Source organism: Rhodovibrio sodomensis (assembly GCF_016583645.1).
Classification (GTDB): domain Bacteria; phylum Pseudomonadota; class Alphaproteobacteria; order Kiloniellales; family Rhodovibrionaceae; genus Rhodovibrio; species Rhodovibrio sodomensis.
Map to the genome: position 1 here is coordinate 21,842 of NZ_NRRL01000037.1, position 18,907 is coordinate 40,748.

Annotated in this window: 19 protein-coding genes; 13 read left to right on the plus strand and 6 right to left on the minus strand. The window is 70.2% G+C overall.

Features of this window, described 5'->3' with window-relative positions; genetic code table 11:
* Positions 1-64 precede the first annotated feature (64 nt).
* Both CKO28_RS13875 and CKO28_RS13880 read right to left on the minus strand, forming a co-directional pair.
* Positions 65-979 carry a methyltetrahydrofolate cobalamin methyltransferase gene (locus CKO28_RS13875; protein WP_200341387.1) on the minus strand — a complete coding sequence of 305 codons (915 nt, stop codon included), beginning with the start codon at positions 977-979 and terminating at the stop codon, positions 65-67.
* A 173-nt stretch (positions 980-1,152) separates the two neighbouring features.
* Entirely contained in the window at positions 1,153-1,506 is a 354-nt protein-coding gene (locus tag CKO28_RS13880; RefSeq protein WP_200341388.1) for a hypothetical protein, read from the minus strand.
* Between the two features lie 190 nt (positions 1,507-1,696).
* Between CKO28_RS13880 and CKO28_RS13885 the strand changes: the two genes are divergently transcribed.
* The 7 genes from CKO28_RS13885 (at position 1,697) to CKO28_RS13915 (ending at position 8,164) form a co-directional block, all read left to right on the plus strand.
* Entirely contained in the window at positions 1,697-3,577 is a 1,881-nt protein-coding gene (locus CKO28_RS13885) for an ABC transporter permease (RefSeq protein ID WP_200341389.1), read from the plus strand.
* Positions 3,574-4,344, plus strand: coding sequence for an ABC transporter ATP-binding protein (locus CKO28_RS13890; protein WP_200341390.1), 771 nt, complete (start codon positions 3,574-3,576; stop codon positions 4,342-4,344). The genes CKO28_RS13885 and CKO28_RS13890 overlap by 4 nt, the downstream gene beginning before the upstream one ends.
* Positions 4,338-5,039, plus strand: coding sequence for an ABC transporter ATP-binding protein (locus CKO28_RS13895; RefSeq protein ID WP_200341391.1), 702 nt, complete (start codon positions 4,338-4,340; stop codon positions 5,037-5,039). Before CKO28_RS13890 ends, CKO28_RS13895 begins: the two co-directional genes overlap by 7 nt.
* A 326-nt stretch (positions 5,040-5,365) precedes the next feature.
* On the plus strand, positions 5,366-6,076 hold the full coding sequence (locus CKO28_RS13900) for a corrinoid protein (RefSeq protein ID WP_200341392.1): 711 nt from the start codon (positions 5,366-5,368) through the stop codon (positions 6,074-6,076).
* A gap of 119 nt (positions 6,077-6,195) precedes the next feature.
* Positions 6,196-6,828 (plus strand): DUF1638 domain-containing protein, encoded by a 633-nt coding sequence (locus CKO28_RS13905; protein WP_200341393.1) that lies wholly within the window; start codon positions 6,196-6,198, stop codon positions 6,826-6,828.
* Between the two features lie 48 nt (positions 6,829-6,876).
* A complete protein-coding gene (locus CKO28_RS13910) occupies positions 6,877-7,176 on the plus strand; it encodes a virulence factor (protein ID WP_200341394.1) in 300 nt (99 codons plus the stop codon).
* 19 nt (positions 7,177-7,195) lie between these two features.
* Entirely contained in the window at positions 7,196-8,164 is a 969-nt protein-coding gene (locus CKO28_RS13915; RefSeq protein WP_200341395.1) for a methylenetetrahydrofolate reductase, read from the plus strand.
* Between the two features lie 264 nt (positions 8,165-8,428).
* Here the strand turns inward: CKO28_RS13915 and CKO28_RS13920 are convergent, their stop codons facing one another.
* Together CKO28_RS13920 and CKO28_RS13925 are read right to left on the minus strand one after the other, a co-directional pair.
* The gene (locus CKO28_RS13920; RefSeq protein ID WP_200341396.1) at positions 8,429-8,767 is read right to left on the minus strand and encodes a hypothetical protein; all 339 of its coding nucleotides are present in this window, start codon (positions 8,765-8,767) and stop codon (positions 8,429-8,431) included.
* Between the two features lie 169 nt (positions 8,768-8,936).
* Positions 8,937-10,118 (minus strand): ABC transporter substrate-binding protein, encoded by a 1,182-nt coding sequence (locus CKO28_RS13925; RefSeq protein WP_437127630.1) that lies wholly within the window; start codon positions 10,116-10,118, stop codon positions 8,937-8,939.
* 389 nt (positions 10,119-10,507) lie between these two features.
* Between CKO28_RS13925 and CKO28_RS13930 the strand changes: the two genes are divergently transcribed.
* From CKO28_RS13930 to CKO28_RS13945, 4 genes are all read left to right on the plus strand, one after another.
* Positions 10,508-11,587, plus strand: a complete 1,080-nt coding sequence (locus CKO28_RS13930) for a GlxA family transcriptional regulator (protein WP_338050133.1) — start codon at positions 10,508-10,510, stop codon at positions 11,585-11,587.
* Positions 11,588-11,723: 136 nt separating this feature from the next.
* Positions 11,724-12,164: a GFA family protein gene (locus tag CKO28_RS13935; protein WP_200341398.1), complete on the plus strand. Its 441-nt coding sequence runs from the start codon at positions 11,724-11,726 to the stop codon at positions 12,162-12,164.
* Entirely contained in the window at positions 12,161-12,835 is a 675-nt protein-coding gene (locus CKO28_RS13940) for a 4Fe-4S dicluster domain-containing protein (protein WP_207168825.1), read from the plus strand. The genes CKO28_RS13935 and CKO28_RS13940 overlap by 4 nt, the downstream gene beginning before the upstream one ends.
* 49 nt (positions 12,836-12,884) lie before the next feature.
* On the plus strand, positions 12,885-13,586 hold the full coding sequence (locus CKO28_RS13945; protein WP_200341400.1) for a glutamine amidotransferase-related protein: 702 nt from the start codon (positions 12,885-12,887) through the stop codon (positions 13,584-13,586).
* A 64-nt stretch (positions 13,587-13,650) separates the two neighbouring features.
* Here CKO28_RS13945 and CKO28_RS13950 read toward each other — a convergent pair whose 3' ends face one another.
* The gene (locus tag CKO28_RS13950; protein WP_200341401.1) at positions 13,651-14,994 is read right to left on the minus strand and encodes an NAD(P)/FAD-dependent oxidoreductase; all 1,344 of its coding nucleotides are present in this window, start codon (positions 14,992-14,994) and stop codon (positions 13,651-13,653) included.
* Positions 14,995-15,483: 489 nt separating this feature from the next.
* On the opposite strand from CKO28_RS13950, the gene CKO28_RS13955 reads away from it, so the two are divergent.
* Positions 15,484-17,151 (plus strand): formate--tetrahydrofolate ligase, encoded by a 1,668-nt coding sequence (locus CKO28_RS13955; protein WP_200341402.1) that lies wholly within the window; start codon positions 15,484-15,486, stop codon positions 17,149-17,151.
* Between the two features lie 131 nt (positions 17,152-17,282).
* Here the strand turns inward: CKO28_RS13955 and CKO28_RS13960 are convergent, their stop codons facing one another.
* On the minus strand, positions 17,283-17,729 hold the full coding sequence (locus CKO28_RS13960) for a DUF4174 domain-containing protein (RefSeq protein WP_200341403.1): 447 nt from the start codon (positions 17,727-17,729) through the stop codon (positions 17,283-17,285).
* A gap of 175 nt (positions 17,730-17,904) precedes the next feature.
* Here CKO28_RS13960 and hutG point away from each other — a divergent pair, with 175 nt between their 5' ends.
* Positions 17,905-18,705 carry an N-formylglutamate deformylase gene (hutG, locus tag CKO28_RS13965; RefSeq protein WP_200341404.1) on the plus strand — a complete coding sequence of 267 codons (801 nt, stop codon included), beginning with the start codon at positions 17,905-17,907 and terminating at the stop codon, positions 18,703-18,705.
* Positions 18,706-18,907 lie beyond the last annotated feature (202 nt).

Sequence of the window (18,907 nt, forward strand, 5' to 3'; positions counted from 1 at the left end):
CTCCACGCGCGAGGGCCGCGCTGGGTCGTCCCGCGCGCGCCATTCCCGAGAAGCGCTGCCCGCGCTAGCTCGCGCGGCGGCGGCGGCGCTCGCGGCGGTCCTCGCGGCCTTCGCCGCCGGCGGCTTCCGCCTGCGAGGGCTCGCGGTAGCGCTTGATCCAGCGCAGGCAGTCCTTGTCGGTGCCCATCAGCACGTCGGCCGCCAGGATGCCCTGCACCTCCGGCTCGTGCAGCGGGTTCAGGATCGCCGAGGTCATGCCGTTACTGGACGCCATCGCCAGGAAGGCCGCGTTCAGGCCGTGGCGGTTGGGCAGGCCGAACGAGACGTTGGAGGCGCCGCAGGTCGAGTTGACGTCGAGCTCGTCGCGCAGCCGGTTGAGGATGTGGAACACCTGCCGGCCGGCCTGGCCGAGCGCGCCGATCGGCATCACCAGCGGGTCGACCACGATGTCGTCCTTGGGGATGCCGTGGTCCTGGGCGCGCTCGACGATCTTCTTGGCGACCTCGAAGCGCACGTTCGGATCCTCGGAGATGCCGGTCTCGTCGTTCGAGATCGCCACCACGGCGGCGTTGTACTTCTTGATCAGCGGCAGCACCTGCTCCAGGCGCTCGTCCTCGCCGGTCACGGAGTTCACCAGCGGCTTGCCCTGGTAGACTTCCAGGCCGCGCTCCAGCGCCTCGACGATCGAGCTGTCGATCGACAGCGGCACGTCGGTCAGCTGCTGCACCAGCTGGATGGTCTTCGCCAGGATCGCCGGCTCGTCCGCCAGGGGGATGCCGGCGTTGACGTCGAGCATGTGCGCGCCGGCCTGAACCTGGGCGATCACGTCGCGCTCGACGGTGGAGAAATCGCCGTCGGCCATCTCGGCCGCCAGCTTTTTCCGGCCCGTCGGATTGATCCGCTCGCCGATGATGCAGAACGGCTGATCGTTGCCGATCACGACCTTCTTCTTGTGGGAGGTGACGACGGTGTGGGCCATCTTGAGGGGCGGCTCCGTGGCTGGGGGCGCGGACAAAGGGCGTGCGGTGTCGGGGGCGCGCGGGCTTGACCCGCAGCGTCGACACCTATCAGGCGCCCGCTGGCGTCCCACGGCTTCCACGGGTGCGACATCTTATAGTGAAAGACCGTCGCGCGGGGGGCGCTCGCGCTGCCCTAGGTACGCTCGCGCCGCCGGGCGCCGGCCTCGCCGTAATAGACCGACAGCTCGGTCTCGCGCGCGGTGCCTTCCCGGACCACGCCGTCCGGGCCCGAGTCGCCGCCCAGCTGCTTGGCTTCCTCCGCGGGGACCCGCTGCACCCAGTACAGGTTGGCGTCGGCGAAGCCGCCGCGGAAGCTGCAGGTCTCGTTACCAACCGCCCCGTGCACGGAACTCGGCACCTCCCGGTCGGCATAGATCCGCGCCAGCGCGGCCGAGGGCGCGCGCACGACCAGCCCGTCGCGGATCTGACGGTCCTGCCAACGGCTGTCGCGGGGATCGGCGACGGGATTGAAACGCCAAAGCGGCATGCCTGGAGCTCCGTGGTTGAACCGCGCTTGGGCGAGGGTACGCGCGGTGAGCCCTCCGCGCATAGCGTGCCGGCGCGCCTGGAGCAAGCGGCGCGGCGCCATGGCGCCGGCCGCGCGCAGGCACCCGCGAGCGTCCGCCCGGTGCGAAAAACCCCTGTCATGCCGCGACCTGATCGCTAGTCTCCGAGCCATGGATTTCGTCGCGGTGCAGTTCCTGACCGGCCTGGCGAGCGCGTGCGCGCTGTTTCTGGTCGCCTGTGGGCTCTCGATCATCTTCGGGGTGACGCGAATCGTGAACTTCGCGCACGGCTCGTTCTTCATGGTCGGGGCGTACGGCGCCTATTCCCTGTCGGGCGCGCTGATGCCGCTGTTGGGCGGGCTCGGCTTCTGGCTGGCGCTGCCGCTGGCGGCGCTTGGCGTCGGCCTGCTGGGCGCGCTGGTCGAGGTCGCGGTGCTGCGCCGGCTGTACCGCTCGCACGAGCTGTTCCAGCTGCTCGCGACCTTCGGTCTGGTGCTGGTGATCAAGGACGCCGCGCTGATCACCTGGGGGCCGCAGGACCTGCTGGGTCCGCGCGCGCCCGGCGCGGCCGGGGCGGTCACGGTGCTGGGCGAGCAGATCCCGGAATACGACCTGGTGCTGATCGCGCTGGGTCCGCTGGTGCTCGCCGGCCTGTGGCTGCTGTTCCACCGCACCCGCTGGGGCGTGCTGGTGCGCGCTGCGACCCAGGACCGGGAGATGGTGGGCGCGCTCGGCGTCGATCAGAAGAAGCTGTTCACCGGCGTGGTGTTCCTGGGCTCCGCGCTCGCCGGACTGGGCGGGGCGGTGCAGATCCCGCGCGAGGCGGCCAACCTCAACATGGACCTCAACATCATCGCGGAGGTGTTCGCGGTCACGGTGGTGGGCGGCATGGGCTCGATCGCCGGACCGTTTCTGGCCGCGCTGCTGGTCGCCCAGCTGAACGCCTTCGGCATCCTGATCCTGCCCGAGATCTCGATCGTGCTGCTGTTCCTGGTGATGGCGGTGGTGCTGGTGCTGCGCCCGCAGGGCCTGTTGGGCCGCAAGGAACTGGCGGGCAGCGCCACCCACGGCGCGCCGGAAAGCCCGCTCCGGCCGGAAGGCTGGACGCTCGGCCTGATCGGCCTGGCGGTGCTGCTGGCCCTGGCCGCGCTGCCGCTCGTGGCCGGCGGCTATCAGCTCTCGGTGGCCAGCGAGATCCTGATATTCGCGCTGTTCGCCGCGTCGCTGCAGTTCATCATGGGCGTCGGCGGGATGATCTCGTTCGGCCACGCCGCCTACCTCGGCCTGGGCGCTTATGCGGTCGCGCTGTCGGTGACGCACTGGCACGCGCCGATGACCGGCGCGCTCGCGCTGGCGCCGGTCGCCGGCGCGCTGGGCGCGCTCGTGTTCGGCTGGTTCTGCGTGCGTCTGTCGGGCGTCTACCTGGCCATGCTGACGCTCGCCTTCGCGCAGATCGCCTGGGCGGTCGCGTTCCAGTGGGTCGGGCTCACCGGCGGCGACAACGGCCTGCTGGGCATCTGGCCCGCCGCCTGGGCCAGCGCTCCGGCCGCCTTCTACTGGCTGACGCTGGGGCTGGTCGCCGCGGCCGTGCTGCTGTTGCGCCGGATCGTGTTCGCGCCGTTCGGCTACGGCCTGCGCGCGTCGCGGGACAGCACCCTGCGCGCCGAGGCGGTGGGTATCCATACCCGCCGGCAGCGCTGGTATGGGTTCACGCTGGCGGGCGCGTTCGCCGGGCTGGCCGGCGGGCTCTACGCCTTCGCCAAGGGCAGCGTGTTCCCGGAGGTGCTGTCGATCCCGATGTCGCTGGACGCGCTGGTCATGGTGCTGCTGGGCGGGGTGCAGACGCTGGCCGGCCCGCTGGTCGGCGCCGCCGTATTCGACGGCCTGCAGACCTGGCTGATGAGCGAGACCGACTATTGGCGCGCGATCGTCGGGGCCGGCGTGGTGGCGCTGTGCGTCGCCTTCCCGCGCGGTCTCGTCGGCAACCTGCGCGCCCTGCAGGAGAGCCGGCGCGACACCCCGGCCGTATCCGAGGAGGGCGCGTCCGGATGAGCCGCCCGGTCCTGGAAGCCGAGAACCTGGCCAAGCGGTTCGGCGGCGTGCGCGCGGTCGACGGCGTCTCGCTCGACCTCGCGGCCGGGGAGGTGCTGGCGATGATCGGCCCGAACGGGGCGGGCAAGTCGACCTGCTTCAACCTTTTGAACGGGCAGGAACGCGCCGACGCGGGCCAGGTCCGCCTGGCCGGCCGGGAGATCACCGGCCTGCCGCCGCGCACGGTCTGGCGGCTGGGGATCGGCCGGACCTTCCAGGTCGCGGCGGTGTTCGCCTCGATGTCGGTCGCCGAGACGGTGCAGGTCGCGCTGCTGTCGCACGACCGCCAGCTGTGGCGCCCGTGGCGGCGCGCCAACCGCTACCGCCGCGAGCGGGCCCGGGCGCTGCTGGCGCAGGTCGGCATGGACTGGGCGGCGGAGCGGACCTGCGGCACGCTCGCCTACGGCGACGTCAAGCGGGTCGAGCTCGCGGTCGCGCTCGCCAACGACCCGCGGGTGCTGCTGATGGACGAGCCGACCGCCGGCATGGCACCGGCCGAACGCGGCCAGCTGATGGCGCTGACCCAAGAGATCGCGCGCGCCCGCGGGATCGCGGTGCTGTTCACGGAGCACGACATGGACGTGGTGTTCGGTCATGCCGACCGGGTCGTGGTGCTGCATCAGGGCCGCGTGCTGGCGCGCGGCACGCCCCAGGCGGTCCGCGCCGAGCCGGAAGTGCAGCGGGTCTACCTGGGCGCGCCCGCGTCCACGGAGCCCACGGCATGCTGAGCGTGCGCGCGCTCGAGGTGTTGTACGGCCGGGCGCAGGTGCTGTTCGGCGTCGGCTTCGACGTGCCGGGCGGGCAGGTCACGGCGCTGATGGGCCGCAACGGGGCCGGCAAGTCGACCACCCTGAAAGCGCTGATGGGGCTGGTCCCGCCGGCGTCCGGGGAGATCCGGCTGGACGGGCGCCGGGTCGACGGCTGGCCGCCCTACCGGATCGCGCGTGCCGGGCTTGGCTACGTCGCCGAAGACCGGCGCATATTTCCCGACATGACGGTCGCGGAGAACCTGGAGGTCGGCCGCCGGGCGCCGGCGGACGGGCGCGCGCCCTGGACGGTCGCGGAGGTCGAGCGGCTGTTCCCCAACCTGGCCGATCTGCGCGACCGCCGGGCCGGCCAGACCAGCGGCGGCGAGCAGCAGATGCTGGCGGTCGCGCGCACGCTGATGGGAAACCCGCGCCTGCTGCTGCTGGACGAGCCGTCGGAAGGCCTGGCGCCGGTGATCGTGCAGCAGATGGCGGCGGCGGTGCGCGCGCTCAAGGCCGGCGGCGTCACCGTGCTGTTGAGCGAGCAGAACCTGCGCTTTGCCGGGTCGGTCGCGGACCGCGCCGTGGTGCTGGAAAAGGGGGCCGTGCGCTTCGACGGAGCGATGGCGGCGCTGGCGGACGACCCGGCGTTGCGGCACACCTATCTGGCGCTCTGACTTGGACGAGCCAAGCCGTTTATCAAGTGCTGCACCTGGCGTGACTACGTACTGCCGCGCGAGCGCGGCGCTCTTCTTAAGCAACGATTAAGGCGTGACACGCCCCTGGCGCCGCCTGGATTGAACGATCGGCCGCCGGCTGGGCAGCGGCGGGCGCGCGCCTGGGTCGCATTGTCCCGCGCGAAGCGGCGCGGTTCGGCGGTTTGTCGCTTTTCGAATACGCGAAGTCGCGGCAACGCCAGCCACCGGGAGCCGCTTGCCTGCCAAATAGAATCAAGGTCGTCGGATGCGCACGGCCGGCGAAACGCGAACCACGGGGTTTGAGGATGACCGACGCTGACGATCTCGATCTGCGCGAGTTGGACAACGACGAACTCGTCAAGCAGATCCAGGACGATCTTTACGACGGCCTGAAGGACGAGGTCGCCGAAGGGGTCAACATCCTGCTCGAGCGCGGGTGGGAGCCGTACAGTATCCTGACGACCGCCCTGGTCGAGGGCATGCGGATCGTCGGCGTGGATTTCCGCGACGGCATCCTGTTCGTGCCCGAAGTGCTGATGAGCGCGAACGCCATGAAGGCGGGCATGAACATCCTGCGCCCGCTGCTGGCGGAGAGCAACGCGCCCAAGATGGGCAAGATGGTGATCGGCACGGTCAAGGGCGACATCCACGACATCGGCAAGAACCTGGTCACCATGATGATGGAGGGCGCCGGCTTCGAGGTGATCGACATCGGGATCAACAACCCGCTGGAGAAGTACCTCGACGCGCTGGAGGAACATAAGCCGGACATCCTCGGCATGTCGGCGCTGCTGACCACGACCATGCCCTACATGAAGGTCGTGATCGACGGCATGAAGGAGCGCGGCATCCGCGACGACTACATCGTCATGGTCGGCGGCGCGCCGCTCAACCAGCAGTTCGCCGACGCGGTCGGAGCCGACGCCTATTGCCGCGACGCGGCGGTCGCCGTGGATACGGCGAAGCAGCTGATGGTGCGCCGCCACAACCAGCAGCCGATGGCCGCCGCGCAATAGCTCCGCGCCAGCCGGGCCGGCCGTCGCGCCAGGGCGCGTGCGTCGGCCGGCCGGCTGGGCCCCGTCCCCCACCTTCGCAACCCCGCCGCGCCGTGGCGCGGATGGCTTAGAGGCCGGTCATGACCGACACCGCCCCCGGGACAGTGCGTGCGACCGCCGGCGCGGGCCGGCCGCGCACGCTCTTGATCGGGTGCGGCGCGCTGGCCCGGGAAATCCTGGCGCTGATCGCGCGCGAGGGCTGGGACCACATGGACCTGACCTGCCTGCCGGCGATCTGGCACAACACCCCGGGCAAGATCCCGGAAGGCGTGCGCGAGAAGATCCGAGCCAACCGCGACGTCTACGACCGGATCTTCTGCGTCTACGCCGACTGCGGCACCGGCGGCCAGCTGGACGCGGTGCTGGCGGAGGAGGGCGTGACCCGGCTGCCGGGCCCGCACTGCTACGCGAGCTACGCCGGGCAGGACAGCTTCGCGGCGATGGCCGAGCGCGATCCGGCCTGCTTCTACCTGACCGACTACCTGGTGCGCCATTTCGACCGGCTGATCGTCGAAGGCCTCGGCCTCGACCGGTTTCCGGAGCTGAGCGAGATGTACTTCGGGAACTACACCACGCTGGTCTATCTGGCGCAGACGGACGACCCCGAGCTGGACCGGCAGGCGCGTGCGGCGGCTGCGCGCCTGGGCCTGGCCTACACCCGCGACCTCACCGGTTACGGCGAGCTCGCGTCTGAGCTTGTAAGATACGCGTAATCTTCCCGGGTCCCCTCGCAAGGACTCACGCAGTCGAGAGGCGGCGCAATGGCGCAAATGACGGTCGTCTATTGGCGGGATATTCCGGCCCAGGTCATCGTTAAATCGGGGCGAAAGTCGGCGAAACGCCAGCTGTCGGAGCGGTTCGAGACGGCGATCGACCGGGCGGCGATGAAGGCCAAGCTGCGCGCGACCGACGACTACCTGGCCCACTGGGCGCGCGGCGCCCCCAGCGAAGTGGGCGACGACCTGGAGGCGGAGGTCGCCGCGGCGGCCGACCGGCTCGAGCAAAGCTACGACGAGGACCGACTGAAAGCCCTAGTCGCCGCCCGCGGCGTCGAACAGTAAGCGTGAAGGACCGCGCGCCATGACCCTCCTGGAGACCAGTTCCGCCGCCGCCGCGACCGCGACCTACGGCTCGCAGGCCCCGCGGTCCCGCGCCGACCAGATCGTCAACCTGATGGCGAACTACTCGATCGAGACCACCCCGGGCGGGTCGGCCAAGATCGACGACTTCCGCGACCACCTGCCGGAGGGCACCAAGGTGTCCGTGACCTTCCTGCCGGGCAGCGACTGGCGCGACACGGTCGCGACCGCCAAGCGCCTGCGCAACGAGGGCATGGAGCCGGCGCCCCACGTGGCCGCGCGCTCGCTGCCCGACGTCAAGACCCTGGACGAGTACGTCCGCCGCCTGGTCGGCGAGGCCGGAGTCGATCAGGTCGTGGCGCTGGCGGGCGCGGTCGACCGGCCGGTCGGCGACTTCATGGACTCGATGCAGCTGCTCGAGACGGGGGTTTTCGACCGTCACGGCATCTCGACGATCGGCGTCGCCGGCCACCCGGAGGGCAGCCCGGACATCCCGGAACGGGCGATCTGGCAGGCGCTGCGCTGGAAGCAGGGCTTCGCCGAGCGCACCGACGCCAGCATGTACATCTGCACCCAGTTCGTCTTCGAGTCCCAGCCGATCATCGACTGGGACCGCCAGATCCGGAGCGAGGGCATCTATCTGCCGGTGCACATCGGCGTGCCCGGCCTGGCGACCCTCAAGACCCTGATCAACCACGCCCGGGCGTGCGGCATCGGCGCCTCGATGCGGTTCCTGACCCGGCAGGCGCGCAACGTCACCAAGCTGATGACGGTGAACGCGCCGGACGAGTTGGTGTCGAACCTGGCGCACTATGCCGAGATCGACCCGAACTGCGGCATCACGCGGGTGCACATGTACCCGTTGGGCGGCCTGAAAAAGTCAGCCGCCTGGTCGAATGCGGTCGCCGAGGGCGACTTCGAGATGAAGCGCGACGGCATCGGCTTCACCGTCAACCGCGCGGTGGCGTAACGCGCAAGCGGGACGGTTCTGCCTGGCGTGGGGTCGCCGCCGGTGGGCGGCGGCCGCACTGACCCCCTGTTTGCGCGCGACCCGGTCAAGCCGTCCGGAACCGCGGCATCCCGCCGGCACGTCCCGCGTTGGAAAAGCGCCCGTCAGACGCCGCAGAATCGAAACAAGCCAACAGCTCAGCCGCCCGCGCGAAGGGTGTTCGGCGGGGCGGTGATGCTGTTGGCGTTGTCGTCGACGGGTCGGCGTGCGGCCGGACCGGGCAGCTTACTGGCTGTTGCCCTGGTCGTTGGCCGCGCCGTTGGCGCTCTCGGCGCCGTCGCCCTGGGGCTGCAGACTGAACACCGCGTCGGTCGCCGTCGGCTCGTGGGCCTGCAGGGCGTTGCGGTTTTCGTCCGTCCACTGGGCGACCTGAACGGCCGTCGCCTGGGTCTCCTGGTTGTCTTCCTGCGGGGTCTCCAGGATGTACAGCCCGCGATCGTCGACATAGAAGGTGTGGTCGCCGAAGTTTTCCTTCAGCTGGTCCATCGCGGGATTGTCCTCGGGGATCGGCTGCAGGCCGGTCTGTTCCTCGACCGCCTTCACCTGGTTGTCGGACAGCTTCATCGCATGCTCCGGAGCATTTTGGGTCTGGATTGCAGCGCGTCACGCGTTGCCGGCACACGCCGCGCCTTCCGAGGAGGATGAGGACGACGTATGCGGGTTTCAACCGGGCGCGGGCGACAAAAATCCCGCGCCCGGCGCAGAAAAGCCGCCGGTGTGGCTCAGCTACAGCTCAGCTGCCCTGCGGCCGCCACTTCTTCACCTGCTCGGCCGGCGGCAGGTAGTTGGCGCCGTGCTTGTATTCCCAGTCGACCAGTTTGCCCCGGGTCTCCAGCGGCTTGGTCTCGCCGACGAAGGTGCCCATGGTCGACTGCTGGTCGCTCGCCCGGAAGGTGATCCCGCCGAACGGCGAGGGCAGCAACATGCCGCGCATCGCTTCGGCGACCGCGGCGCTGTCGGTGGTCCCGGCCTGCTGGATCGCCTTGGCGAGCGCCTTCAGCGAGGTATAGCCGACGACCGACCCCATTCGCGGCGGCGCGTCGAACCTGGCCTCGTAGGCCTGGCGGAATTTCGTGTGGCGCGGCGTGTCCAGGGTGTCCCAGGGGTAGCCGGTGACGATCCACCCCTCGGGCACGTCGCCGCCCAGCGGGTTCATCCACTCCGGCTCGCCGGTCAGGAGGGAAACCACCTGCCGGCCCGCGAACACGCCGCGGGTGGTGCCCTCACGCACGAACTTCACCAGGTCGGAGCCGAAGGTGACGTTGAAGATCGCCTCCGGCTCCGCCTGGTCGATCGCCTGCGCGACCGCGCCGGCGTCGATCTTGAACAGCGGTGGCCACTGCTCCTCGACGAATTCGACGTCGGGGCGCTGCGCCTTCAGCAGCTTCTTGAACGCCTCCACCGCCGACTGGCCGTACTCGTAGTTCGGCGCGACCACCGCCCAGCGCTGCGCGTTCAGCTTGGCCGCGCGTTCGGCCAGCATGGCGGCCTGGACGTAGGTGCCTGGGCGCAGGCGGAAGGTATAGGCGTTGCCCTTCGACCAGACGAGTGCGTCGGTCAGCGGCTCGCTCGCCAGGAACAGCGTCTCGTGCCGGGCGGCGTAGCTCGAGACCGCAAGCCCGACGTGGGACAGCAGCGTGCCCATCAGCATCGACACGCCCTCCCCGCGGACCAGCTCGTTGGCGACCGTCAGCGCGTCGCCCGGGGCCCCGCCGTCGTCGCGACTGATCACCTCGATCTGGCGGCCCAGCACGCCGCCGCCGGCATTGATTTCCTGCAGCGCCAGCTTCCAGCCCTGGCGGTAGGGGATCGTGAAGGCCGGCAGGTCGGTGTAGCTGTTCAGGTCGCCGATCTTGATCGGCTTCTGGGCGGTTGCCGGGCCGGCGGACAGCGCCAGCGATGCGGCCCCCAACACGGTCCCTCGAAGAACCGTACGGCGCGTGTATCCGGCCAACGTGAGCCCTCCCTCGGCATGCGTGGCGGTGCGTGGCTACAAAGCTGGGTCGCCCGGTACACCCCCGTCAAGCGCCGGCGCGGGACGCGGCGGCGAATGGCGCTCACCCGCGACGCGCCGCTTCGTGACCAGGTTGCGACGGGCGGGTTTGTGCTTTGCCTTCAGATTGTAAGATTTCATAGTTGAAGGGCGCACTTTGTTTTCCAGCCGACAAAAGTTGGCTTCCAAAGACACCCTCGCCCGGGTGCGCACCCGTCTCGCAAGCCGCTGACGGGGCGGGTGGGGAGCCACAACAACGCGCTGGCGGCGGCCGTCGTGGAACGGAGCCGAACCGGCGTGGGGGAGGCGATGTGAGTGGACCCACGAGCCCTGGGCATGCCCCTGGGCGTGCCCGCGCGCGCGGCGGCGTCCGCGCCCAGACCGGCACCTCATCGGCCGGCACCTCACCGGCCGGCACCGGCGCCCCGGTCGCCGGCGCGTCCGGCAGCGCACCGACGTTCGGCTTCCTGCTGGTGCCGCATTTCTCCCTGTTCGCCTTCGCCTCCGCGCTGGAGCCGTTGCGCGCGGCCAACCGGGCAAGCGGGCACACGCTCTATCGCTGGCAACTGCTGTCGCCAGACGGCCGGCCCGTGCCCGCCTCCAGCGGGGTCGAGATCAACTGCGACGCCAGTCTGGCGGACGCCGACCGGCTGCATACCGTGCTGGTGGTCAGCGGGCTTGCCGGGATCGAATACGACGACCAGGGCACGCTCGCCTGGCTGCGCCGGCAGGCCCGGCAGGGGGTGCGGCTGGGGGCCGTTTCGACCGGCGCCTACCTGCTGGCCCGCGCCGGCCTGCTGGAGGGCTACCGCTGCACGATCCATTGGGAGAACCTGAACGCCTTCGCCGAGGCCTATCCCGAGCTCGACATCTCCGACGAGTTGTTCGAGATCGACGGCAACCGCCTGACCTGCGCCGGCGGCGAGGCGGCGTTCGACATGATGCTCTCGCTGATCGCGCTCGAACACGGCCGCGACCTCGCCGCGGCGGTGTCGGAGAACTTCATGCACGAGCGCATCCGCGACCCGCAGGATCGCCAGCGCATGGCGCTGCGTACGCGCCTGGGCATCTCGCACCCGAAGATGCTGAGTGTGATCGCGCTGATGGAAGCGCACGTCGAGGAGCCGCTGTCACGCGCGGAGCTGGCGCGCCGGGCCGGGCTGTCGACCCGCCAGCTGGAGCGGCTGTTCCGCAAGTACCTGGGCCGCACGCCGACCCGCTATTACCTGGAGATGCGCCTCCACCGCGCCCGGATGCTGCTGCACCAGACGTCGATGTCGGTGCTCGACGTCGCGCTCGCCTGCGGGTTCGTCTCCGCCAGCCACTTCTCCAAGTGCTACCGGGAATATTTCGCCAAGACCCCACGGGAGGAACGCACGGTTTCGGGCTAGAGCAAGATTCAGCTGAAAGGTGAGGCCACCTCTCGATTTTGCGCTAGGCCCGGCCGGCTCTTTCCCGCGGCCCCGCAGGGCCCCATCTGCCGGGCGGAGCCAACGAACAGCGTTCAATCTGGGAGAGCGTTCAGCGATGCACGTGCGGACCGGCGGCTGCCTGTGCGGAGCGGTGCGCTATCACGTCGACGGGCCGATGCGCCCGGTGATCGCCTGCCACTGTCATCAGTGCCGCAAGCAAAGCGGCCACTACTTCGCGGCCAGCCAGGCCGCGCGCTCCAACGTCGAGATCGCCGGCGGCGAGGCGATCACCTGGTACCGCGCCAGCGACGACGCCGAGCGCGGCTTCTGCAGCCGCTGCGGCAGCGCGCTGTTCTGGAACTGGGACGGCACCGACCGCCTCTCGATCCTGGCGGGCAGCCTGGACGACGCCACCGGCCTGGCGTTGATCGGCCACATCTACACGGCCGAGAAGGGCGACTATTACCGGATCGACGACGGGTTGCCGCAGCGCGAAGGCGGTTGCCACGGCGATCCCGTCACCGACCTGACCGGCAGCGCGGAGTGGCCGGCGTGAGCGTTTACGACGAGGTCGCAGGCGCGCTTTCCGAATGCGGCCTGCTGCTGCGGGGCGGTTTCCGCGCGACCGCGGGGGACGGCCTGCCGGAGGGCGATGGGACGGTCCTGATGGTCGGCAACGCCGGCCCGGCTCTGTGGCGGGTGTTCCCGCATGCGCCGGAGGCGCGCGACGGCGCGGCGAACGGCCTCGACCGCTGGAGCCGGCGCGTGATGACCGAGCTCGCGGCGCGCTTCGGCGCGCGCGCCATCCTGCCGTTCGACGGGCCGCCCTACGCCCCGTTCCAGCGCTGGGCGCGGCGGGCGGAGCCGGTCGCCCCATCGCCGGTCGGCATCCTGATCCACCCCGACTACGGCCTGTGGCACGCCTACCGCGGCGCGCTGGTGTTTGCCCGCGCGCTCGACCTGCCGCCGGCCGACGACCGGCCGCGGCCGTGCGACTCCTGCGCGGACCAGCCGTGCCTGACCACCTGCCCGGTGGAAGCGTTCAGCGCCGCGGGCTACGATGTCGCCGCCTGTTCCGCCCACATCGCGACGCCCGACGGGCAGGACTGCGTCGACGGCGGCTGCCTGGCCCGGCGCGCCTGTCCGGTTGGCACCGCGTACCGGTACGACGGCGCGCAGGCGTCCTGGCACATGCGGGCCTTTCTCGCCGCCAACCCCGCGGGCTAGGCTGCCCGCGCCGCTCCGCCTTCCGACAGCGCAAGGACACCCCGCGGGCATGCCCGGAAAAGCACTGCTGATCATTCAGATGGACAAGGCGCGCAACGACCGCGTCGCGTCCTGGCTCGGCCGACACGGCTACGACCTGGACTACCGCTTCGCCGCCAAGGGCGAGCCGCTGCCCGATCCGGCGACCGCGGACCACGACCTCGCCGTCGTCTACGGCGGCCCGCAGAGCGCCAACGACACGGTCGAGAAGCCCTACCTGCAGGACGAGATCGACTTCATCCGCGGCTGGTGCGACCGGGAGCGGCCGCTGCTCGGGCTTTGCTTGGGCGCGCAGCTGCTGGGCAAGGCCTACGGCGGGCAGGTCGGTCCGCATCCCGACGGCCTAAACGAGATCGGCTACGCCGACATCGCCCCGACGGCGGTCGGGCGGGCGCTGATCCCCGGCCCGATGCGCGTCTTCCACTGGCACACCGAAGGGGTCGAGACCCCGCCCGGCGGCGAGCGCCTGGCGGAAGGGCAGGTGTTCCCGAACCAGGCGTTCCGATTGGGCGACCACGCCTACGGCCTGCAGTTCCACCCGGAGACCACGGTCGAGATTTTCTCCACCTGGATCGAGGAGGCCGGGCACATGCTGACCTGGCCCGGCGCCCAGCCGAAGGACGCCATCTTCACCGACGCCAAGCGCCACGACCCGGATCTCGCCCGCTGGCTCGACGGCTTCATGCAGGGCTTCGTCGGGCCCCGGGGATGATGCCGGCGGAAGCAGTCCGTTGAAGCCAGGAATCAACGTAAAATAGCGACTTACACTCGCTTCTTCAGCTCCAGGGGAAGGGGCTGTGGCTGGTCGGGTGCAGCTCGCCCTTGGCGTAGCGGTCGAAGCGGAACGGTTTGAGCAACTCGCTTTCGCCGTTCAAGAGCTCGCCGGCGACCAGTTGGCCGACCCCGATCATCTTGTAGCCGTGGTTGCTGTCGGCGATCACGTAGACGTTTTCGCGGAAGCGGTCGAACACCGGGAAGCTGTCCGGCGTGAAGCAGCCGAGCCCGCCAGACGGCTCCTTCTTGTACTTGTGGATCTGTCCTTCGAAGCGCTTCTGGCAGAACGCCAGCGCCGAGCACCACATGTGCGCGAAGTTGTCGTCGACCACGAACTCCGGGCTCTCCGGGCCGTAGGGATCGACCTGCACCTCGTCGGCGTCGCGCGCAACCGGCTGGGGCATCGCGCCGCCCTGGATGCCGCCGAAGTTCAGGTCGGGCTTGTAGTAGATGCCCCACAGCTGATCGGTGATCAGGCTGCCGTCGACGTCGGAATAGAGCGGGGCGTCGGTGTCGACGTGGATCACCGGCGGGCTGTCGCCGCCCACCGTCTTCTGCACGTCGGGCTCGACGCCCAGCACGCCCTCTTCAAGGGCCCAGTAGCGCCACATCGGCACGTCGTGGTGGGTCTGGCCGTCCTTGCCCAGGATGTCGACCGTTCCGGGCAGTTCCAGCAGGTCCCAGATCTGCTTCACCCACGGGCCGACGCCGACCACGACCTGCTCGCACGCGATTCGGCCGCGGTCGGTCTCGACGGCGGTAACGGCGTTGGAATTCTGCCCGGTCTGGAAGCCGGTGACGGTGACGCCGGTCACGATCCGCACGCCGGCGGCTTCCGCCTTGCCGGCCAGGCCGTAGATCGACCGGGTGTTGTTGGCGTAGCCGCCCTTCTTCTCGTGCAGGACGCTGGTGATGCCTTTGGCCTGCCAGTCGTCCAGCAGGCTTTCCATGTACTTCTGACTGTCCCGCGCGCCCTCCACGAACACGCTGTCGTAGCCGATCTTCTGCTGCTGCTGGTGGATCGAGGCCACGTCGGCGTGCATGCACTCGGGGCTGATCTGCATGTAGCCGACCGGGTGGTAGGAAAACGCCTCGGGGTCGCTCTCCCAGACCGCGACCGAGTGGGCCATCAGCTCGCGCATGGCCGGCTGATAGTAGTTGTTGCGCACCACCCCGCAGGCGATCCCGGAGGCGCCGGCGGCGATCCCGGCCTTGTCGACCACCAGGACGTCGGACCCGTCGCCCTTGCCGGTGGCGTTCAGCTTCTCGGCCAGGTGCCAGGCCGTGGACAGGCCGTGCACGCCGGCCCCGATGACGACGTATTTCGCATGGGAGGGCAGGGCCATGGAGCTTCTCTCTATCCCGTTGGCGCGCCGGCCAAGGCGGCGCGGGTGGCGTCTGACGGCTCCTAGCGTTACGCCACGCCGCGCCCGGCCATTGCCGGAAATTCGACGCCGGCTGGTCTCTCAGAGACAGGCCGCCGACAAAGCCGGCCGGTGCGGGCGCGGAGCGGACGGGACGAAGGCCTTGGCGGACCCGCCGCGACGGATCGTGGCGGCGGGCCATGGGCCGGCGATTTCAAGGCGCTGGGCGGCGCTTCTCCACCCGCTGCGCCGCCCGCCGCGCGCGGTTTCGACGGGTGTGGGCGCAACCCTACCGGTTGCCGTGCGTTCACGCGCAGTGTAAGCCCGAACCCAAGTCCTAAGCCGATCGCCGGGCAAGATCGCGGAAGGTCTGGTCACCGGCCGGGCGAGTCTTGTCCGCGGGGTCGCGAGAAAAACCGGGCCCGGTCGCGTCGTCACGACGTTGGCCGGGCGAGACAGGGGGGAAGCGCCATGAGCGACATCGATATCGCCCGCGCCGCCAAGACCGAGCGCATCGAACGGATCGGCGAGAAGCTTGGGATCCCGGAGGACGAACTGCTTCCCTACGGCCGCACCAAGGCCAAGGTTTCCTACGATTACCTGCGCTCCCTCGAAGGCCGGTCGGACGGCAAGCTGGTGCTGGTGACCGCGCTCACCCCGACCCCGGCGGGCGAGGGCAAGACCACGACGACCGTCGGCCTGGGCGATGCGCTGAACCGGATCGGAACGCGCACGGCGATCTGCCTGCGCGAGCCCTCGCTCGGCCCCTGCTTCGGCATGAAGGGCGGGGCTGCCGGCGGCGGCCATGCCCAGGTGGTGCCGATGGAAGACATCAACCTGCACTTCACCGGCGACTTCCACGCGATCACCAGCGCGCACAACCTGCTGGCCGCGCTGATCGACAACCATATCCACTGGTCCAACGACCTCGGCTTCGACACCCGCCGGATCGCCTGGAACCGGGTGATGGACATCAATGACCGCGCGCTGCGCCAGATCACGGTTGGCCGGGGCGGCCCGGCCAACGGCTTCCCGCGCGAGGAGAGCTTCGACATCACGGTCGCGAGCGAGGTCATGGCGATCTTCTGCCTGGCGACCGATCTCGCCGATCTGGAGCGGCGCCTGGCGTCGATCGTGATCGGCTACACCCGTGATCTGACGCCGATCACCGCGGGCGACCTGCAGGCCGAGGGGCCGATGGCGGTGCTGCTGCGCGACGCGCTGATGCCGAACCTGGCGCAGACGCTGGAGAACAACCCGACGTTCGTCCACGGCGGTCCGTTCGCCAACATCGCCCACGGCTGCAACAGCGTGGTGGCGACGCGGGCGGCCCTGAAGCTGGCCGACTACACTGTGACCGAGGCCGGCTTCGGCGCCGACCTGGGCGCGGAGAAATTCTTCAACATCAAGTGCCGCAAGGCCGGACTGAAGCCGAACTGCGCGGTCGTGGTCGCAACCGTGCGCGCGCTCAAGATGCACGGCGGCGCGGCGAAGGGCGAGTTGGACAAGGAAGATGTGGCCGCGGTCAAGGCAGGCTGCGCCAACCTCGGCCGGCACGTCGCCAACGTGAAGGGCTTCGGCGTCCCGGTGGTGGTCGGGATCAACCGCTTCCACGCCGACACCGATGCCGAGATCCAGGCGGTCCTGGACTACTGCGCGGCGCATGACACCCCGGCGGTGACCTGCACGCACTACGCCGACGGCGGCGCGGGCGCGGAAGCGCTGGCGCACAAGGTGGTCGAGCTGACCGAGGCCGGCACCGACGCCTTCCAGCCGCTCTACCCGGACGACCAGGACCTGTGGGAGAAGGTGCGCACGATCGCCACGCGCCTATACGGCGCCAAGGACATCGACGCCGACGCGAAGGTGCGCGCCCGTTTCAAGGAACTGCAGGAGCAGGGCTACGGCAGCTTCCCGATCTGTATGGCGAAGACGCAGTATTCCTTCTCCGCCGATCCCACCGCCCGCGGGGCGCCGGAGGGCCACGTGGTGCCGATCCGCGAGGTTCGGGTGAGCGCGGGCGCCGGCTTCCTGGTGGTGCTGGCCGGCGGGATCATGACCATGCCGGGCCTGCCCCGGCGGCCGGCGGCGATGGACATCCACCTGGACGACCAGGGCCAGGTCGCGGGCCTGTTCTAGAGCAAAATCGATGAAGGTCGAGTCGACCTTCATCGTGAATCTTGCTCTAGGGCTCGGCCAGCGACTGCCGGCCCGACCCGCAGGCGTCGGCGCGTGAGCGCCGTGTGCCGGATCGGGCGCGTTCCCGCGGCTCAGCCCGAGGTGTCTTGCTCGCGCATCTCGCGCCGTCGCATCGGCATGGCGTCGATCGTCTGGAACAGCTTGGACGCCGGGATCAGTCCGTCGCGGCGCAGCTTCTGCGTGCCGTCCTTGCCCACCAGGATCGCCGCGAACCGGTCTTCAGGAACGTCGTAACGCTGGCGCAGCGCCGCGTTCGCCAGGTCCTTGGCGCGCGTCCCGTCGACCGTGACCGGCCGGTCGCCGGCGACCACGATCGTCACCATGTCGCGGTCCCGCCAGCCCTCGGCGTGGGTCGCCGCGATTTCGAGCTGGCGCCGCAGCGCCGGACCGCCGGCTGCCGGCGCGAATATCAGCAGCGGTCGGTTCTGCCATTGGAAGCGCTGCATGCCGGCCTCGCTTGCAGCCGCCGCGCCCACGGCCAGAAGCGTCAGGGCGGCCAGGTACACGACTGGTCTCATAACGGTTTTCGCCACACCGACCCCCGAGATGGCAGTTGCAGTCGGCCGCCCGCGAACTGGGGCCGGGGTGCGCGCCCGTCCAGCGCCCCTTCACCCGGCGGCCCGGCTGGTCTATCACGCCCGCCGCCGCCCGCACGCCGATAACCCGCAAGCCGACAGGGGGACCTACGCGCCCATGGTGTACAAGGTCGTCGAGGGCACCGGCCCGTTGGTCGTGTCGATGCCGCACGCCGGCGCGCTGACGCCCGAGGAGATCGCCGAGCGGATGACCGACGCCGGCCGCGCCGCCGCCGACAGCGACTGGCACGTCAACCGCCTCTACGACTTTCTGGCCACCCTCGAGGTGCCGCACATCCGCTCGATCTACTCGCGCTACGTCTGCGACCTGAACCGGCCGCCGGCCGGCTCGCCGCTCTACGAGGGCGCGGCGCCGAGCCGGCTGTGCCCGACCCACAGCTTCGACGGGGAGCCGATCTACCAGGACGGCTGCGAACCGGACGAGGACGAGATCCGCTCGCGCTGGCGCGACTACTGGCAGCCCTACCACCTGGCGCTCGCCAACCTGATGCTGCAGGCGAAGGACCGTTACGGCGTGGTCGTGCTGCTGGAGGCGCACACCGTCCGCAGCCAGATCCCGAGCCTGTTCGAGGGCACGCTGCCGGACTTCAGCATCGGGACCCGCGGCGCCGCCAGCTGCGCGCCCGAGCTGCGCGAACGCGTCGCCGAGGTGGTCCGCGCGGCCGAGGGCTACAGCCACACGCTCGACGGCCGCTTTCAAGGCGGCTTCATCACCCGCAGCTACGGCCGCCCGGATGAGGGCACCCACGCCTTGCAGGTCGAGCTCGCCCAGCGCACCTACATGCAGGAATCCCCGCCCTGGACCTACAGCAACAAAGGCGGCGGGTCGGTTCGCCCTCACCTGCGCCGGATCGTCGAGACGATGCGGGAATGGGCCGAGGCGCACGCGAACCGGTAGGCGCACGTAGCGCTGTTCGATTGGAAGCGGACCGCTTCGGCGGGTCCCTCTCCCTTGATGGGAGAGGATAGGTGAGGGTGAGACTCCTCGCCGTCAGCGGGGGAGTGCCCCCCTCACCCTCCCACGCCCTGACCGGCGCGCGGGGTGAGGCGGCAATAGCCGGGCGTCGAGCTGCCATCCCCTCTCCCTTGAGGGGAGAGGG

Coding starts and splice junctions, on each gene's coding strand:
- CKO28_RS13910 (WP_200341394.1), top strand. CDS start 6,877: ATGGCGCAAATGACGGTCGTCTATTGGCGGGATATTCCGGCCCAGGTC.
- CKO28_RS13960 (WP_200341403.1), bottom strand. CDS start 17,729: ATGAGACCAGTCGTGTACCTGGCCGCCCTGACGCTTCTGGCCGTGGGC.
- CKO28_RS13915 (WP_200341395.1), top strand. CDS start 7,196: ATGACCCTCCTGGAGACCAGTTCCGCCGCCGCCGCGACCGCGACCTAC.
- hutG (WP_200341404.1), top strand. CDS start 17,905: ATGGTGTACAAGGTCGTCGAGGGCACCGGCCCGTTGGTCGTGTCGATG.
- CKO28_RS13900 (WP_200341392.1), top strand. CDS start 5,366: ATGACCGACGCTGACGATCTCGATCTGCGCGAGTTGGACAACGACGAA.
- CKO28_RS13880 (WP_200341388.1), bottom strand. CDS start 1,506: ATGCCGCTTTGGCGTTTCAATCCCGTCGCCGATCCCCGCGACAGCCGT.
- CKO28_RS13955 (WP_200341402.1), top strand. CDS start 15,484: ATGAGCGACATCGATATCGCCCGCGCCGCCAAGACCGAGCGCATCGAA.
- CKO28_RS13890 (WP_200341390.1), top strand. CDS start 3,574: ATGAGCCGCCCGGTCCTGGAAGCCGAGAACCTGGCCAAGCGGTTCGGC.
- CKO28_RS13875 (WP_200341387.1), bottom strand. CDS start 979: ATGGCCCACACCGTCGTCACCTCCCACAAGAAGAAGGTCGTGATCGGC.
- CKO28_RS13920 (WP_200341396.1), bottom strand. CDS start 8,767: ATGAAGCTGTCCGACAACCAGGTGAAGGCGGTCGAGGAACAGACCGGC.
- CKO28_RS13935 (WP_200341398.1), top strand. CDS start 11,724: ATGCACGTGCGGACCGGCGGCTGCCTGTGCGGAGCGGTGCGCTATCAC.
- CKO28_RS13905 (WP_200341393.1), top strand. CDS start 6,196: ATGACCGACACCGCCCCCGGGACAGTGCGTGCGACCGCCGGCGCGGGC.
- CKO28_RS13895 (WP_200341391.1), top strand. CDS start 4,338: ATGCTGAGCGTGCGCGCGCTCGAGGTGTTGTACGGCCGGGCGCAGGTG.
- CKO28_RS13885 (WP_200341389.1), top strand. CDS start 1,697: ATGGATTTCGTCGCGGTGCAGTTCCTGACCGGCCTGGCGAGCGCGTGC.
- CKO28_RS13945 (WP_200341400.1), top strand. CDS start 12,885: ATGCCCGGAAAAGCACTGCTGATCATTCAGATGGACAAGGCGCGCAAC.
- CKO28_RS13950 (WP_200341401.1), bottom strand. CDS start 14,994: ATGGCCCTGCCCTCCCATGCGAAATACGTCGTCATCGGGGCCGGCGTG.